The organism is Streptomyces sp. ISL-11 (assembly GCF_018614525.1).
Classification (GTDB): Bacteria; Actinomycetota; Actinomycetes; order Streptomycetales; family Streptomycetaceae; genus Streptomyces.
This window is the reverse complement of the sequence record NZ_JAGGOL010000186.1, coordinates 1-15,517: the sequence shown is the minus strand read 5'-3', so window position 1 is coordinate 15,517 and position 15,517 is coordinate 1. Positions and strand designations below refer to the sequence as shown.

Sequence of the window (15,517 nt, the reverse complement as noted above, 5' to 3'; positions counted from 1 at the left end):
TCCGGCGATTGAGGACACCACACAGCAGCCCGTCCGGCGATTGAGGACACCGCGCAGCGGTGGTGCGGACGACACGGCCCGCAGCGCCCCTCGTCAGCCCGCGTTCACCACCGGTGACCACGTGCCGAGCGCGTCCGCCGTCGTGCCGTCGTAGAGCGACGTCTCGCCGTTGGACCAGCGCACCACGACGTCGTCCCGGCGGCCCGTCGACGTGAAGTCGCCGGCCGTGAGCGTGGAGGCCGTCCAGGAGGGGTTGGGGCCCTGGAGCCGCGTGCCGTTGCCGAGGGTCGTGCCGGTGGTGGCGTAGGAGCCGAGTGAGCCGTCGGACCAGCGGACGAGGAGCTTCGTACGGTCCTGGCCGGCCGGCTGGGCGGCGGCGAGGGCGGTGGCGTTGCGCCAGTACGAGCCGGCCGCCGCCAGGCTGCGCCCGGTGCCCGGGCCGGAGGCACTCGCACCGGAGTAGACGCTGAAGCTGCCGTCGGCCCAGCGCACGGCCAGGTCGCGCGCCTTGTCGGTGGAGCCGAACCGGCCCGCGGTGATCTGCGTGGCGTACCGCCAGAAGGACCCGGCGGCGCCGAGGGTGAACTCCTTGCCGGAGCCGGCGGGGCCGAGGTCCTCGAAGTAGCTGAGCTTGCCGTTGTCCCAGCGGACCATGAGGTCGGCGCGGCCGGTTCCGCCGAAGTCGCCGGCGGTCACCGCCGCGGCGCGCTTCCAGAAGCTGTCCGCCTTCGCGAGCTGCTTCTCCGCACCGAAGCCGCCCCGGCCGTCACCGGGGTAGAGGGTGACCTCGCCGTCGCTCCAGATGGCCAGCAGGTCGTCGTGGCCGTCGCCGGTGAAGTCGCCCGGGGCGAGGTGCCGGGCGTGGCTCCAGGTGGAGGCGGCGCCGGGCAGCCGCGCGCCGTCGGACGGCGACTGGTAGGCGGCGGCCGGGCGGACGGGCGTACGGTCGGCGAGCGCGTCCTGATAGAGGTCCTGGATCTCGCGGCCGAAGACCGGGGAGTAGCTGACCCAGTCGTCGCCGGCGGTGTTGCCGCCGCCGTTCCAGCCGCCGAGGAGGCCGATGGCGTCGCCGGTGCGGGCCGCGGCGTCGTAGTGGGCGATCCAGGGGCTGCCGGAGGTGCCGCCGTAGAAGCCGCCGCACTTCATCTGCGTCTGGTGGTAGCCGGCCAGCCGCATGGTGGGCACCGTGCAGCTGATGGCCTTGAGGTCCGGGTTGTAGGTGCCGGGGTAGCCCGTGACGGTGACGGTGCTGTTCCAGCGGGGCGTGGGCGTCAGCCGCAGGGCTCCGGCCGCGTCCTGGACCTCGGTGCCCTTGGCGTTGGGCCCGACGCGCACGAAGCCGAAGTCCAGGTCGGAGTCGGCACCCTTGCTGTTCTTGGTGTAGCGCGGGTCGGTGAAGGCCCGCTCCACCGGGAAGACGCCGTACGGCTGGTGGGCGGCGTCCTGGCCCTTGAGGTACTGCGGCACGAAGATCTGCTTGCCGCCGGCCAGGGACTTGGCGCAGTGGCCCGCGGTCATCAGCAGGTCGCGGCCCGCGCTCCGCACGACGCTCGCGGTGCAGTACGAGGGTCCGGTCGGCCCGGAGCTGCTGAAGAACGTGCCGACCATCGGTATGCCGGCGCCGTACGAGCCCTGCGGTGTCCCGGAGGGCGCCACCGCGGCGGCGATCCCGCGCGAGCGCGCCGTGAAGGTGGTCCGCGAACCCCTCTCGACCGGCTGGGCGGCGGCCATGCGCTCGGCCGTCCAGTACTTCTCCGCCGCGCGCGCGGCCGCCGGGCCGGCCGACGGGGTGGTGGCGACCGCCACGCCGGCCGTCGTGCCGCAGGCGGCGAGGGCGAGGGCGACGACGAGGACGGGGTACGTACGAGGTCTGCGAAGGAAGGACACAGTGGCTCTCTGGTGCGGTGAGCTGGTGATCGTGTGCTGCGCATACCTATCACAGGGGTGCGCGCCGGCCCACCGCGCGGGCCCCCGTTCAGGAGGCGTACGGCCTGTCCGCCGCCGGGCGGTGGCGGACGGGCCGCCCGGCCGCGCTCACGCCGCCCGCGTGTCGTGGTGGATGGGTGTGTGCGCACCCGTCAGCGGGACGCCCGTGCCGCCCCGGCGGGCGGCGACGATCTCCGCGGCGATGGACAGGGCCGTCTCCTCGGGCGTCCGCGCGCCCAGGTCGAGGCCGATCGGCGAGCGCAGGCGCCCCAGTTCGTGGTCGCCCAGGCCTGCCTCGCGCAGCCGGGCCAGGCGCTCCTCGTGGGTACGGCGCGATCCCATGGCGCCGACGTAGGCGATCGGCAGCCGCAGGGCCCGCTCCAGCAGCGGCACGTCGAACTTCGCGTCATGGGTCAGGACGCACAGCGCCGTACGGGTGTCCAGTCGCTGGGACTCCAGGTAGCGGTGCGGCCAGTCCACGACGACCTCGTCCGCCTCGGGGAAGCGCCCGGAGGTGGCGAAGACGGGCCGGGCGTCGCAGACGGTGACGTGGTAGCCGAGGAACTTGCCGGCCCTGACCAGTGCGGCGGCGAAGTCGACGGCACCGAAGACCAGCATGCGCGGCGCCGGCCGGCTGGACTCGATGAGCAGGACCACCGGCTCCCCGCACCGGGAGCCGTCCTCCCCGACCTCCACGGTCCCCGTCCGCCCGGCGTCCAGCAGCGCCGCGGCCTCCCGCTCGGCCGTACGGTCCAGCTCCGCCGGACCGCCGAGCGTGCCGGTGGCGGTGCCGTCGGCGCCGAGGAGCAGCGCCCGCCCCCGCAGCCGGTCCGGGCCCGTGACCACGCGGACGAGGGCCGCCGTCTTCCCCCGGGCCGCGGCGGCCAGTGCCCGGGCCAGGAGGGGCCGCCCGGGGTCGTCGGCGCGTACCGGCGCGACCAGGACGTCGATGACCCCGCCGCAGGTCAGGCCGACGGCGAAGGCGTCCTCGTCGGCGTAGCCGAATCGTTCCAGCGCGCCGGTACCGCTCTCCAGCGCGTCCCGGCACAGGTCGTAGACCGCGCCTTCCACGCAGCCGCCGGAGACGGACCCGATCACCGTGCCGTCCGCGTCGACGGCCAGCGCGGCGCCGGGCAGCCTGGGCGCGCTGCCCGTCACGGCCACGACGGTCGCGACGGCGAAGTCACGGCCCTCGTCGCACCAACGGCGCAGCTCGTCGGCGAGGTCCAGCATGACGGTCTCCTCTGCGGGGGCGGAATGTGAAGCGCGCACTCCGACGCTATTTCACGCCCAGCCAGTGTTCGATCGGGTGAAGGGCGAAGTAGACGGCGAAGACGGCGGTCAGCAGCCACATGAAGGTGCCGGGCTCGCGCCACTTGCCCTGTGCGGCCTTGATGGCGGTGAAGGCGATGACGCCGGCGCCGACACCCGCGGTGATGGAGTAGGTGAACGGCATCAGCACCACGGTCAGGAAGACCGGGACGGCCACGGCGCGGTCGCCCCAGTCGATGTGCCGGGCGTTGCTCATCATCATCGCGCCGATCACCACGAGCGCGGCGGCGGCGACCTCGCCGGGCACGATGCGGGTGAGCGGGGTGAAGAACAGGCAGGCGGCGAAGAGCAGGCCGGTCACCACGGAGGACAGTCCCGTGCGCGCGCCCTCCCCGACCCCGGTCGCCGACTCGATGAAGACGGTCTGGCCCGACGCGCCGGCGACGCCGCCGATCGCGCCGCCCGCGCCGTCGATGAACAGTGCCTTGCTCAGGCCGGGCATCCGTCCCCGCTCGTCGGCGAGTTCCGCCTCGGTGCCGACGCCGATGATGGTGGCCATCGCGTCGAAGAAGCCGGCCAGCACCAGGGTGAAGACGATCATCCCGACGCTCATGGCGCCGAGCGAGCCCCAGCCGTCGAGGGCGACGTGTCCGAAGAGGGAGAAGTCAGGCATGGACACGGCGCTGCCCTTGAGCTCGGGCGCGCCGTTCTGCCAGGTCTTGGGGCCGAGGTCGGCGACGGCGTTGACGAGGACCGCGAGGAGCGTGCCGACGACGATGCCGATGAGGATGGCGCCGGGGACCTCGCGGGCCTGGAGCATGAAGACGATCAGCAGGGTGACGCAGAAGATCAGTACGGGCCAGCCGGCGAGCTCGCCGGACGGGCCGAGGGTGACCGGGCCGCCGCCGGTGGAGGCGTGCACGAAACCGGCCTTGACCAGGCCGATCAGGGCGATGAACATGCCGATGCCCATGGTGATGGCGTGTTTGAGGGCCAGCGGTATCGCGTTCATGATCAGTTCGCGGAGGCCGGTGACGGCCAGGACGACGATCACCAGTCCGTACACCACGCACATCCCCATGGCCTGCGGCCAGGTCATATGGGGTGCCACCTGGGTGGACAGGACGCCGGAGACGCCCAGTCCGGCGGCGAGGGCGAGCGGGACCTTGCCGAGGAAGCCCATGAGGAGGGTGCAGACGGCGGCGGCCAGCGCGGTGGCGGTGATCAGGCCCGCGTGACCCAGGGTGTGCTTCTCGACGTCCGGGCCGGACAGGACCAGCGGGTTGAGCAGCAGGATGTAGCACATCGCCATGAAGGTGGTGATGCCGCCGCGCACCTCGCGGGCGAGGGTGGAGCCTCTGTCGCCGATGTGGAAGTAGCGGTCGAGCCAGGACCGTCCGGCAGGTGGCCGCGAGCCCGCGCCCGCGTCCTCTGCCGTGGTCGTCGGCTCCACGGATGACTGGGTCATGGTGCCTGCTCCCATGTTCCGGGGATGTGATTCGGCTGCACGACCCGGGGGACGGCCCGAGACGAAGGGATGGCACCGCACCGGCCCCCGGGGGGCACGGGGCCGGCCGGTGCGTGATGTGGCGTCAGGTGCCGGTGAGGTGCTCCGGCCGTACCGGTACCCGCCTCAGGGGCAGTCCGGTGGCGGCGCGGATCGCGGCGACGACGGCCGGGGTGGAGGAGAGGGTCGGGGCCTCGCCGACGCCCCGCAGCCCGTAGGGGGCGTGCTCGTCGGCGAGTTCGAGGACGTCGACGGGGATCGTCGGGGTGTCGAGGATGGTGGGGATGAGGTAGTCGGTGAAGGAGGGGTTGCGCACCCGTCCGTCCGCGCCGACGACGATCTCCTCCATGACGGCCAGCCCCAGGCCCTGGGTCGTACCGCCCTGTATCTGCCCGGCGACGGACAGCGGGTTGAGCGCCTTGCCGACGTCCTGCGCGCAGGCCAGCTCGACGACCTTGACCAGCCCGAGTTCGGTGTCGACCTCGACGACGGCGCGGTGGGCCGCGAAGGAGTACTGGACATGGCCGTTGCCCTGCCCGGTGACCAGGTCGAACGCCTCGGTGGGGCGGTGGCGCCACTCCAGCTCGATGTCGACGACCTCGTCCTCGAGCACCTCGGCGAGACCCGCGAGCACTTCACCGCCGTCGGTGACCACCTTGCCGCCCTCCAGGAGCAGTTCGGCGGTGGCCCAGGCGGGGTGGTGCGTGCCCAAACGCGCCCGGCCCAGCTCCAGGACCCGCTCGCGGACCGCCCGGCAGGCGTGGCGGACGGCGCCGCCGGTGACGTAGGTCTGCCGGGAGGCGGAGGTGGAACCGGCCGAGCCGACGCGGGTGTCGGCCGGCTCGATGGTCACCTGGGTGACGCCGAGCTCGGTGCGGGCGATCTGGGCGTGGACGGTGACCCCGCCCTGGCCGACCTCGGCCATCGCCGTGTGCACCGTGGCCACGGGCTGCCCGCCGACGGCCTCCAGGCGCACCCGGGCCGTGGAGTAGTCGTCGAAGCCCTCGGAGAAGCCGACGTTCTTGATCCCGACGGCGTAGCCGACGCCGCGCACGACGCCCTCGCCGTGGGTGGTGTTCGACAGGCCGCCGGGCAGGGCGCGGACGTCGGGGCCGCCGCCCGCGCTCTCCCACTGTCGCTCGGGCGGCAGGGGCATCGCCTTGACACGGCGCAGGAGTTCGGCGACCGGGGCGGGTGAGTCGACGACCTGGCCGGTCGGCATGACCGCGCCCTGTGCCATGGCGTTCAGGCGCCGGAACTCCACCGGGTCCATGTCCAGTGCGGCGGCGACCTTGTCCATCTGCGCCTCGTAGGCGAAGCACGCCTGCACGGCGCCGAAGCCGCGCATGGCGCCGCAGGGCGGGTTGTTGGTGTAGAGGGCGAGGGCCTCTATGGCGACGTCGTCGATGACGTACGGGCCCGCCGAGAGCGAGGCGGCGTTGCCGACGACGGCCGGGGAGGACGAGGCGTACGCGCCGCCGTCCAGCACGATGCGGCAGGTCATATGGGTCAGCCGGCCGTCGCGGGTGGCCCCGTGCTCGTAGTGGAGGGTGGCGGGGTGGCGGTGGACGTGGCCGAAGAACGACTCGAAGCGGTTGTAGACGATCTTCACGGGCCGGCCGGTGCGCAGGGCCAGCAGGCAGGCGTGGGCCTGCATGGAGAGGTCCTCGCGGCCGCCGAAGGCGCCACCGACGCCGGAGAGCGTCATGCGGACCCGGTCCTCGGGCAGGCCGAGGACCGGCGCGATCTGCCGCAGGTCGGCGTGCAGCCACTGGGTGGCGATGTAGAGGTCGACGCCGCCGTCCTCGGCGGGCACCGCGAGCCCGGACTCGGGGCCGAGGAACGCCTGGTCCTGCATGCCGACCTCGTAGTCGCCGGTGACGATGACGTCGGCGCGGGCCCGGGCGGCGGCGACGTCGCCGCGGTGTATCGGCTGCCGGTGGACGATGTTGGGGTGGGGGACGTGGGCGGCATGGGGATCGTCGCGGCCGGGGTGGAGCACGGGCGCGTCGGGGGCGGTGGCGGTGGCCTCGTCGGTGACGACGGGCAGTTGCTCGTACGCCACCTTGATCTTCGCGGCGGCGCGGCGGGCGGTCTCGGGGTGGTCGGCGGCGACGAGGGCGACCGGTTCGCCGTGATGGCGGACCACGCCGTCGGCGAGGACGGGCGTGTCCTTGATCTCCAGGCCGTAGCGGGTCGCGGCGGGAAGGTCGTCGTGGGTCATCACGGTGTGCACGCCGGCCGTCGCGAGCGCCTCGGAGACGTCGACGGAGAGGATGCGGGCGTGGGCGTACGGGCTGCGGAGCGTGAAGCCCCACAGCATGTCCTCGTGCCAGAGGTCCGAGGCGTAGGCGAACTCGCCGGTGACCTTGAGGGTGCCGTCCGGGCGGAGCGTGGACTCGCCGATGCCGCCCTTGGCGCCGCTGGACTGGGTGAGGCCGGTGGGGACGCGTGCGGTGCCCATGGTCAGACCGCCTCTCCGGCGCGGGCGGCCGCCAGGCGTACCGCGTCGAGGATCTTCTCGTAGCCCGTACAGCGGCAGAGGTTGCCCGAGAGGGCCTCGCGGATGTCCGCGTCGGAGGGATCGGGCTCGCGTTCCAGCAACTCGTCGGCGGCGACCAGCAGGCCGGGGGTGCAGAAGCCGCACTGCACGGCGCCGGCGTCGATGAACGCCTGCTGCACGGGAGAGAGTTCGCCCGCCTCGGAGGCGTCGGGGCGCCATCGCCGGGCGGCGTCGGGGTCCGTACCGGCGGCGGCCCCGCCGGCGCGGTGCGCGGCGTGGTCGGCCAGGCCCTCCACGGTCACCACCTCGCGGCCCTCCACCTGGCCGGCGGCGACCAGGCAGGCGCAGACCGGCTCGCCGTCGAGGCGGACGGTGCAGGAGCCGCACTCGCCCTGCTCGCAGGCGTTCTTGGAGCCCGGCAGGCCGAGCCGCTCGCGCAGCACGTACAGCAGGCTCTCGCCCTCCCAGACGTCATCGGCCTGCTGCGGGCGGCCGTTGACCGTGAAGTTCACGCGCATCGGGTGGTCCTCTCGCTCCCGCGGTACGCGTCCCAGGTCCAGCCGAGCGTGCGGCGGGCCATGACGGCCACCGCGTGCCGCCGGTACCGGGCGCTGCCGCGCACGTCGTCGATGGGGTTGCAGGCGCCGGCGGCGAGCTCGGCGAACTGCCGGGCGAGCGAGGGCGCCAGCGGCCGGCCGGAGTCCCAGAAGCCGCCCTCCTCCAAGGCGGCGTTCAGGAAGTCCTCCGCGGCCCCGGCCCGTACGGGGGTGGGCGCGGCGGAGCCGATTCCGGTGCGCACCGTGCGCGAGGACGGGTGGAGGGCGAGGCCGAAGGCGCAGACGGCGATGACCATGGCGTTGCGGGTGCCCACCTTGGAGAACTGCTGCGGCCCGTCGGCCGTGCGGATGCGGACGGCCCGGATCAGCTCGTCCGGCTCCAGGGCGTTGCGCTTGACGCCGGTGTAGAACTCCTCGACGGGGATCAGCCGGGTGCCGCGCACCGACTCGGCCTCGACGTCGGCGCCGGCGGCCAGCAGCGCCGGGTGGGAGTCACCGGCCGGGGAGGCGGCGCCGAGGTTGCCGCCCACGCTGCCGCGGTTGCGTATCTGCGGCGAGCCGACGGTGTGCGCGGCCAGCGCGAGGCCGGGCAGCGGCTCGCGGAGGTGCTCCATGATCCGGCTGTACGGGACGGAGGCGCCGAGGCGGACCTCGTCCTCGCCGGTCTCCCATTCATACAAATCGCCGATGCGGTTCAGGTCCAGCAGGTACTCCGGACGGCGGTGGTCGAAATTGATCTCGACCATCACGTCCGTGCCACCCGCGATGGGCACGGCGGTGGGGTGCTCGGCCTTCGCGGCCAGAGCCTCCGCCCAGGTGCCGGGGCGCAGGAAGTCCATGGATCTTCTCTTCTCGATCGGTCTCGCGAGGCGCTTCGAGGGGGGTTTCCGGCCGGGCCGTCCGTGGTGTTCCAGGGCCGTTCGTGTCCTGTTTCACACCCTGTGCTGCCAGTACACCGAGGGCCGGGTGCCCGGGTGCAGTCACGGAAACCATGAAGCGGTTGGCTGGCCGCGGGCACCGTCTTGTAGATTCGAACGAAAGGCGGGGTTCGGAAACCTCACCGCATTCCACTGGTGACATACGAAAGATCGGCGGCGACCCACGATGCGGCTGCGCGCACTCCTGGAGACCGAGGCGCTGGGCCTCCGGCTGCTCGGCGGCGAGGAGGAACTCGACCGCACGGTGCGCGGCGTGATGACCACCGACCTGCGCGACCCGAGCCGCTATCTGTCCGGCGGCGAGCTGGTGCTCACCGGCCTGGCGTGGCGGCGCGAGCCGGAGGACTCGGAGCGGTTCGTGCGCATCCTGGCCGGTGCCGGGGTGGCGGGGCTGGCGGCGGGCGAGGCGGAGATGCGCTCGATCCCCGACGACCTCGTCCAGGCGTGCGGGCGGCACCGGCTGCCGCTGTTCTCCGTCGTCGAGGACGTCTCCTTCGCCTCCATCACCGAGCACGTGGTGCGGCAGGTCTCCGGCGAGCGCGCCGGCGATCTGGCGGCGGTCGTGGACCGGCACCGGCGGCTGATGACCTCGGGCCCGGCGGGCGGCGGCCCCGAGGTCGTCCTCGACCTGCTCGGCTCCGACCTGGACCTGCGCGCCTGGGTGCTCTCCCCCACCGGCCGCCCGATCGCCGGTTCGTCCCTGGCGGGCGCGGGACCGGAGCTGCCGTCGGCGGTGGCCGCCACCCTCGCGGGCGAACACCTGGCCGCTTCCCGGGGCGGCCGCCGCGGCCCGCACCGGGTGAGCGCGGGCTCGGCCACGTACTCCCTCTTCCCCATCGGCGGCGGGGGCCGCGGCGCCGCACGGGACGTCCGCGAGAGCGTCCTGTCGGACTGGCTGCTGGCGGTCGAGGCGGACGCCGGGGACTGGCCGGCGGAGCGGCTCGACCTGCTGGACGGCGTCACCCAGCTGATCGCCGTGGAGCGCGACCGGCGCGACGCCGCCCGTACGGTACGGCGCCGGCTCGCCCAGGAGGTCGTCGAACTGGTCCAGGGCGGCGCGGCCCCGGCCGACATCGCGGCGCGGCTGCGGGTCGCGGCGCCCGTGCTGCTGCCGGGGCTGGGCACCGCCCCGCACTGGCAGGTCGTCGTGGCCCGCGTCGAGTGGGAGGGCGGCGACATCGCCGGCGGGCCGGTGGCGCAGGCGCTGCTGGAGGAGATCCTCGTCGACCCCGAGCTGTCCGGGCCCGAGCCGTCCGACCGGATCGCCGTCGCCCACACGGGTGACGAGGCGGTGGCCCTGGTGCCGCTGCCGGCCGTGCCGGCGCGCCCGGAGGGCCTGGAGGGCCTGCAGGACGAGCCGGACGGTGCCGAGGTGAGGCCCGCACCGGGCCTGCACGCCGACGTTCTCCTCACGGCCGTCCGCGAGCCGCTGTCCCGGGGCCTGGACGGCGACGGCCGGCTGACCCTCGGGGTGAGCGCCGCCGTGCACTCGGCCGAGGGGCTGCGCGGCGCCCTGGAGGAGGCCCGGCACGCCCGCCGGGTGGCGGCCGCCCGCCCCGGCCGCGTCTGCGCGGCGGGCCACCAGGAGCTGGCCTCGCACGTCCTGCTGCTGCCCTTCGTCCCCGACGACGTGCGCCGAGCCTTCACCGCCCGCCTGCTGGACCCGCTGCGCGACTACGACCGCCGGCACCGCGCCGAGCTCGTCCCGACCCTGGAGGCGTTCCTCGACTGCGACGGCTCCTGGACGCGCTGCGCGACGCGGCTGCATCTGCACGTGAACACCCTGCGCTACCGGGTGGGCCGGATCGAACAGCTGACGGGCCGCGACCTCTCCCGCCTGGAGGACAAGCTGGACTTCTTCCTGGCGCTGCGGATGAGCTGACGCTCTGGGTGCGGAGAGCCCCGGGATCACAGCGGTCACTGTTCCGGCGGATGCCGGGTGGGAGAGCATCGGTCGACGTGTGACGCTGACCGGAGATCACGATCGCGAGGAGACAACGTGGCCATCGCCGGCAAGATCACCTACCGGATGGGCAGCGAAGTGCGGGACGTCCTCTACCCCAAGGCGGACCGCGAGAAGTTCACCCTGCACTCGGAAGGCGGAGGCCACCAGGAGCTGCACAACGAAACGGACGGCTGGGTCGCCATGTACGACGGTCTCCCGGGCAAAGAGGAGATGGTCTTCGATCCCATCAAGCCCGGCTACCGTTTCGGATGGGGCGGCGCGTCTCCCACGTTCGTGATGTTCCACGTCCAGGACCCGGACAATCCGGAGGATTGAGCCCGGCCCTCAGACCAAGTCCAGCACCATCGCGTCGTACACCGGTGCGTCGTCCCACGGTTGGGACCGCCCCACCAGGCGGTACCCCCACGCCGCGTACGTGGCCCGCGCCGGAGCCGCCTCGGGCTCCGGCCGCGCGGTGAGGGTGACCCGCTCGACCGTGAGGCCGTCCAGCAGCCGGGCATGAAGCCCGGCTGCGATGCCGCACCTTCGGCACGGCTCGCGTACGGCCAGCTCGATGACGGCGAACGTCCGCTCGCCGGTTTCCCGCGTGAACTCTCCTGGCAGCGGGTCGAGGAGACCCTCCCACCAGAGGGTGTCCGGGGACAGCAGGTACCCGAAGGTGAAGCCCACGACATCGGCATCGCTGCGGGTCAGGACCACCCGGAAGCCGGGTCGCCTCGCCTGCCGCTGGAACCGTTCGATGAACTCGGCGATGTCTCGGGGCCCTTCGCGGTACGGCGGCTCGGCGTACACCTCCTCGTAGGCGGGGAGGAACGCGTCGAGCTGCGTTCCGGCCGCTGGACCGTCGTGGCGCGCGTAGGTCATGTCGGGCACGGGCAGCCTCCTGCGAATGAGCGGTCAGCTCTCAGGAGAGCCGCTTGACCAGGGACTCAAAGACCGGGGAATTGTCGAACGGCTGAATGTCTCCGAGTTTCTCCCAGCCCCACGAGTAGTAGGCCGTACGGGCAGGGGCGTTCTTCGGATCGACCAGAATGGTGCCGAGCTCTTCGTTCCGGCTCACCAGCAAGGCGTCGTGCAAGCGGCGGGCAATGCCCTGGCGGCGGCGCGCCGGGCGGACCATCAGCTCCGAGATGGCGAAGACCTTCTCCTGCTCGGTCAGCCTCCGTACATGTTCCGGCAGCTCGCCGCGGAACCCACCCCACCAGGTCCCCGAAGGCGCGATGCCGAAGCCGAAGACATAGCCGACGAGCGTGCCACCGTCATCAGCCGCCACCAGCTCGAAGCCGGGCCGCTGCACGTAAGCCGCAAGACGGTCCAGGAAGGCCGGACGAGAACGAAAGGCACCGTCCAGCTTCTCCGCATACGCCTCCTCGTACAGGTCCGCCAAGACGGAGCGTTGTTCGTCGGCCTGCTTCCCGTCGAGCCGTCGCAGCTTCAGGTCAGCCATCTCTCTCCTCTTCACGCCGCGAGAGCCCGGGACTCCTCCAGGAAGTCCCGGACCAATGGGTTGTCCTTGTGTTGCCCCACGCTCTTCCGGAACGCCGCGAGGCGGGCAACCGTGCGGGTCGAGGAGACCTCCGCGATAAGGGGCAGCGTGTTCCGCGCCACCTCGCATGCGTCGTGGATGTCGCCCTTCCGCACATGCACCTCGGCGAGCACCACCGAGTACCAGGCCCGGTTACGGCCGTACCGGTGGTCCATGGTCGCCAGCGTCTTCTCGGTCAGCTTCTGAGCCACTCCCGTATCACCGAGGTCGGCGTGACAAGTGGCGGCCAGGCCGTCCAGCTCGGCGGGCGAATAGAAATCGATCCACGGCGGGTCGTCGTCCGAGGGGCCCTTGTCGAACGCTTCGTAGGCACGGGACAGGGCCGCTCGGCATGCCTTGGCGTCTCCTAGCCGGGACCAACCGCAAGCCTCCCGCAGCGCGAACAGGGACACCAGCCGGGGCGGGACATGGCGTCTTCCAGCTCGTTGGCCCATTCGGGCCAGGTCCACGGCGTCACGGGGCATCCCCTTGCGGGCTGCCGCCATGGACATCTGTGCGTAGGCATGGACTTCGACCTCAATGTCCTCGGCCATACGCGCCTGATACAGAGATTGGTTGTAGTAGGCCCAGGCGTCTTGTGTGCGGTCGGCGTCATAGCTCAACCAACCGGTGAGGACAGCCAAGTCAGCAAAGGCCGAGCGCAGCTCCCTTCCCGTGGGCTCCGTGTACCAGGCCGTGTTGATAAGCCGGTTGAGAGCCCCCAGGGCCCGCCGGGCATCCATGCAGAGGTTGTTGCCGCCCATCTGCTCATCGAGCTGCTTGAGCCTGCGCACCGTCTCGCGGACGGTGTGCACCTCTGGGGATCCGATTTTCCGGGGCGTTCCGCGCTCTGGGCAGAACCCGAGAGCGGCGAGACCCGAGACAAAGCTTCGCCGGTCCACTGCCTGCTCCTGATCGTCGAACTGATCAGACGTGACGACCGTACGATGCATGGGAGGTTGACGGGAAGGGAAGCCCAGCGCGGACATGTTCTCCCCTGTCAGCGCGGCCAGGATCCGGCGGTACACCGGGCGAGGGCAGTCCACATCACCGTCTTCCCAGGTGGCGACGACTCTGGAGGTGCATCCGGTGTTTTCGCCCATGCGTGCGCCTTGCTCGTTGATCAGGGCAGCGAACTCCGAGCGGCTCATGTGAAAGCGCTCTTCGCGTACTGCCCGCACCTTGAGGTTGGGTGCTCTCTTCGCGGCCATCGCGCCTTCCCCTGATGTGCATCCCCGACTGCACACCGACCGTAGCGCCGCTCTCTCCAGCAGCTGGCCCGGATGGCCCGATTGGCGGCTCCATCGGCTGAAGTTGCATCGGAATTTCATCAGCGCGCCATCGCTCGTGCGCGGACGCCGCTCCTAACGTCGGCCATCCAACCCAACGCTCAAACCGCCGGGAGCTCTCATGCACGCGAAGGCCAGCGACAGCATCGCGACCGCGCAAGGACAGGCCGCGTCTCGCGGTAGCAGTGAAGAAATCGACACCCTGGGCATCCTGCAAGACATCAGGCACAGCCGCTGTTGCCTCACCGTGCTGCCTCCGTACGCTGACGTCACGGCCCTGGAACAGCGGCTGCGCGGCCATCTTCAGTCGCTGTCGCGCGTCATGGCGGCGCAGGCGGCAACGCTGGATCCGGCGAGCATGGGATACGCGACGCGCCGATCCGTCCTGTGCCGGGCGGAGCGGGCGCTCGCGCAGGGGCCCGGCGACGGGTTGCGGTCCGCCGCCGAGCACGCGCACGAGCTGGGCCAGGCGTGCCGGGCGATGCTCGATCGCTGCCGGGGAGCCCGGTGAGACGCGCTCAAGGGCTGCACAGCGTTCCTCCAGGGGCTGGTGATCGTCGCTGCCGTGGGGTTGGGTCCAGCCCATGAGCCAGTACTTTCAAGTAGGCGACCGTGTCCTGTGGAGCCCCGCGAATCGGGTGGCCGAGCTGTTCTACTCGCAGGCCGAGGCGCTTGTGCCGGCGGCTGGGGTGCCGCACGGCATCGGGCCGAAGCACAACGACGAGTACGACATCGACCCGGTCGCCTTCGCAGCGTTCGTTCAGAGGCTGGTCGAGCGGTACGAGCACCACGGCCACCTCGTCCTGCGCACGCTGATCCACGGCTTCGTCGCCACGGCGCTCGTGCTCGCCGAATGGGGACTGTCCGACACGCCTACTGATCACCTGGCGCTGATACCGCGGACGGAATGGCTCGCCATATGAGCACCTGACCGCTCATGGGGTGGTCATTCTTCGGTAATCTGCCGCTACTGCTGGGAGTCGCAGGTCAGGACACGGGGGCGGGCGGCACCACCTGGAGGGTGGGCCCGGGTTTGTGAATCGGTTCACACCTGGCCCTTGGCCGGGCCCACGTCTTCGTGCTGAGATTCGGAGCACGGCTTCCAGCTCGACGGCGCGCTTGGGGAGGGCACTGTGGCGGATACCGCCATGCGGGATTCTGGGTTGTCGGAGGAGCCACGGGGACCACAACAAGGGCCGTACGACGCGGATCCACCGGGGGACGATCCGCTCGACCGGGCCGTGTGGCGGCTGCGGTCGCGCGCCTGCTGGAACGACGCCGCGGCGCTCCTCGCGCCGCGCGCCGCCGGTGAGCCGGGCCCGGCGCTGCGGCGGACGGCGGTGCTGATCGAGCAGTGCGTGTTCACGGCGGAAGGCTGGGAGGCGGCCGAGGACGCGCTGCGGTCGGCGGAGGCGCTCGCCACGGACGACGAGGAGCGCGGGGCGGCGGCGTGCGAACGCGGTCACCTCGCCTACGCGTCCACTCTTCTGGGCGTACGCGACCGGGCCGACGAGGCGCGCTCCGCGCTCGGCCGGGCCGCGGCGCTCCTGGCCCCGGAGTCACCCACCCGCCCGCTGCTGCACTTCCGCCGCGGCCTGATCGCCCAGCACCTCTCGGACAGCCCCTCGGACGCCACGGCCGCCTTCCGGCGCGCCCACGACGGGGCGTCGGCGCACGGGCAGCGGCTGCTGCTCTCCTTCACGTGGCGGCACGTGGCGGCCATGGCCGAGCACGACGGCGATCTCGCCGGGGCCCGGCACGGCTTCGCGGAGTCGCTGCGCATAAGGGAGGAGCTGGGCTACCTCGTGGGCATCGCCCCGGCCCTGGCCTCACTGGCCGCGGTGCTCCCGGACGAGCGGGAGGCGGGCCGGCTGAGGGCGGAGGCCGGGCGGCTGGTCCGGCTCCTGGGCGGGGTGCCGGCCTGGCTGGCGCGCCGGCTTCCGCAGGCGGCTACTCCTGAGTGACCGGTCGACGCCGGGCGACCGTCCGACGCCGGGCGGCTCGGTCGGTGTCCGGGCCGCGGCGGTGACCGGG

At 72.4% G+C, this 15,517-nt stretch carries 14 protein-coding genes; 5 read left to right on the top strand and 9 right to left on the bottom strand.

What is annotated here, in order from left to right; all coding sequences use genetic code 11:
* Positions 1-93 precede the first annotated feature (93 nt).
* From J7E86_RS31935 to J7E86_RS28880, 6 genes are all read right to left on the bottom strand, one after another.
* Complete coding sequence (locus tag J7E86_RS31935; protein WP_215085772.1) at positions 94-1,887, bottom strand: serine protease; 1,794 nt, start codon at positions 1,885-1,887, stop codon at positions 94-96.
* A gap of 147 nt (positions 1,888-2,034) precedes the next feature.
* Positions 2,035-3,159 carry an XdhC/CoxI family protein gene (locus tag J7E86_RS28900; protein ID WP_215085771.1) on the bottom strand — a complete coding sequence of 375 codons (1,125 nt, stop codon included), beginning with the start codon at positions 3,157-3,159 and terminating at the stop codon, positions 2,035-2,037.
* 46 nt (positions 3,160-3,205) lie between these two features.
* A complete protein-coding gene (locus J7E86_RS28895; protein WP_215085770.1) occupies positions 3,206-4,666 on the bottom strand; it encodes an NCS2 family permease in 1,461 nt (486 codons plus the stop codon).
* A gap of 124 nt (positions 4,667-4,790) precedes the next feature.
* Positions 4,791-7,169, bottom strand: coding sequence for a xanthine dehydrogenase subunit D (gene pucD, locus J7E86_RS28890; RefSeq protein WP_215085769.1), 2,379 nt, complete (start codon positions 7,167-7,169; stop codon positions 4,791-4,793).
* A 2-nt stretch (positions 7,170-7,171) separates the two neighbouring features.
* A complete protein-coding gene (locus J7E86_RS28885) occupies positions 7,172-7,726 on the bottom strand; it encodes a (2Fe-2S)-binding protein (protein ID WP_215085768.1) in 555 nt (184 codons plus the stop codon).
* Complete coding sequence (locus tag J7E86_RS28880) at positions 7,717-8,604, bottom strand: xanthine dehydrogenase family protein subunit M (protein WP_215085767.1); 888 nt, start codon at positions 8,602-8,604, stop codon at positions 7,717-7,719. The genes J7E86_RS28885 and J7E86_RS28880 overlap by 10 nt, the downstream gene beginning before the upstream one ends.
* A 265-nt stretch (positions 8,605-8,869) precedes the next feature.
* Here J7E86_RS28880 and J7E86_RS28875 point away from each other — a divergent pair, with 265 nt between their 5' ends.
* Both J7E86_RS28875 and J7E86_RS28870 read left to right on the top strand, forming a co-directional pair.
* On the top strand, positions 8,870-10,585 hold the full coding sequence (locus J7E86_RS28875) for a PucR family transcriptional regulator ligand-binding domain-containing protein (RefSeq protein WP_215085766.1): 1,716 nt from the start codon (positions 8,870-8,872) through the stop codon (positions 10,583-10,585).
* Positions 10,586-10,702: 117 nt separating this feature from the next.
* The gene (locus J7E86_RS28870) at positions 10,703-10,984 is read left to right on the top strand and encodes a hypothetical protein (protein ID WP_215085765.1); all 282 of its coding nucleotides are present in this window, start codon (positions 10,703-10,705) and stop codon (positions 10,982-10,984) included.
* Between the two features lie 9 nt (positions 10,985-10,993).
* Here J7E86_RS28870 and J7E86_RS28865 read toward each other — a convergent pair whose 3' ends face one another.
* Genes J7E86_RS28865 through J7E86_RS28855 form a run of 3 tightly spaced genes read right to left on the bottom strand, consistent with a single transcriptional unit; the run spans position 10,994 to position 13,405 of the window.
* Positions 10,994-11,533 (bottom strand): GNAT family N-acetyltransferase, encoded by a 540-nt coding sequence (locus J7E86_RS28865; RefSeq protein ID WP_215085773.1) that lies wholly within the window; start codon positions 11,531-11,533, stop codon positions 10,994-10,996.
* A 40-nt stretch (positions 11,534-11,573) separates the two neighbouring features.
* Positions 11,574-12,116, bottom strand: coding sequence for a GNAT family N-acetyltransferase (locus J7E86_RS28860; RefSeq protein ID WP_215085764.1), 543 nt, complete (start codon positions 12,114-12,116; stop codon positions 11,574-11,576).
* A gap of 11 nt (positions 12,117-12,127) precedes the next feature.
* Positions 12,128-13,405 (bottom strand): hypothetical protein, encoded by a 1,278-nt coding sequence (locus J7E86_RS28855; protein WP_215085763.1) that lies wholly within the window; start codon positions 13,403-13,405, stop codon positions 12,128-12,130.
* Positions 13,406-13,604: 199 nt separating this feature from the next.
* On the opposite strand from J7E86_RS28855, the gene J7E86_RS28850 reads away from it, so the two are divergent.
* The 3 genes from J7E86_RS28850 (at position 13,605) to J7E86_RS28840 (ending at position 15,447) form a co-directional block, all read left to right on the top strand.
* Positions 13,605-13,994: a DUF6415 family natural product biosynthesis protein gene (locus J7E86_RS28850; protein ID WP_215085762.1), complete on the top strand. Its 390-nt coding sequence runs from the start codon at positions 13,605-13,607 to the stop codon at positions 13,992-13,994.
* Positions 13,995-14,067: 73 nt separating this feature from the next.
* Positions 14,068-14,406, top strand: coding sequence for a DUF6086 family protein (locus J7E86_RS28845; RefSeq protein ID WP_215085761.1), 339 nt, complete (start codon positions 14,068-14,070; stop codon positions 14,404-14,406).
* Positions 14,407-14,631: 225 nt separating this feature from the next.
* Positions 14,632-15,447 (top strand): hypothetical protein, encoded by an 816-nt coding sequence (locus tag J7E86_RS28840; protein WP_251019828.1) that lies wholly within the window; start codon positions 14,632-14,634, stop codon positions 15,445-15,447.
* The last annotated feature ends 70 nt before the right edge of the window (positions 15,448-15,517 follow it).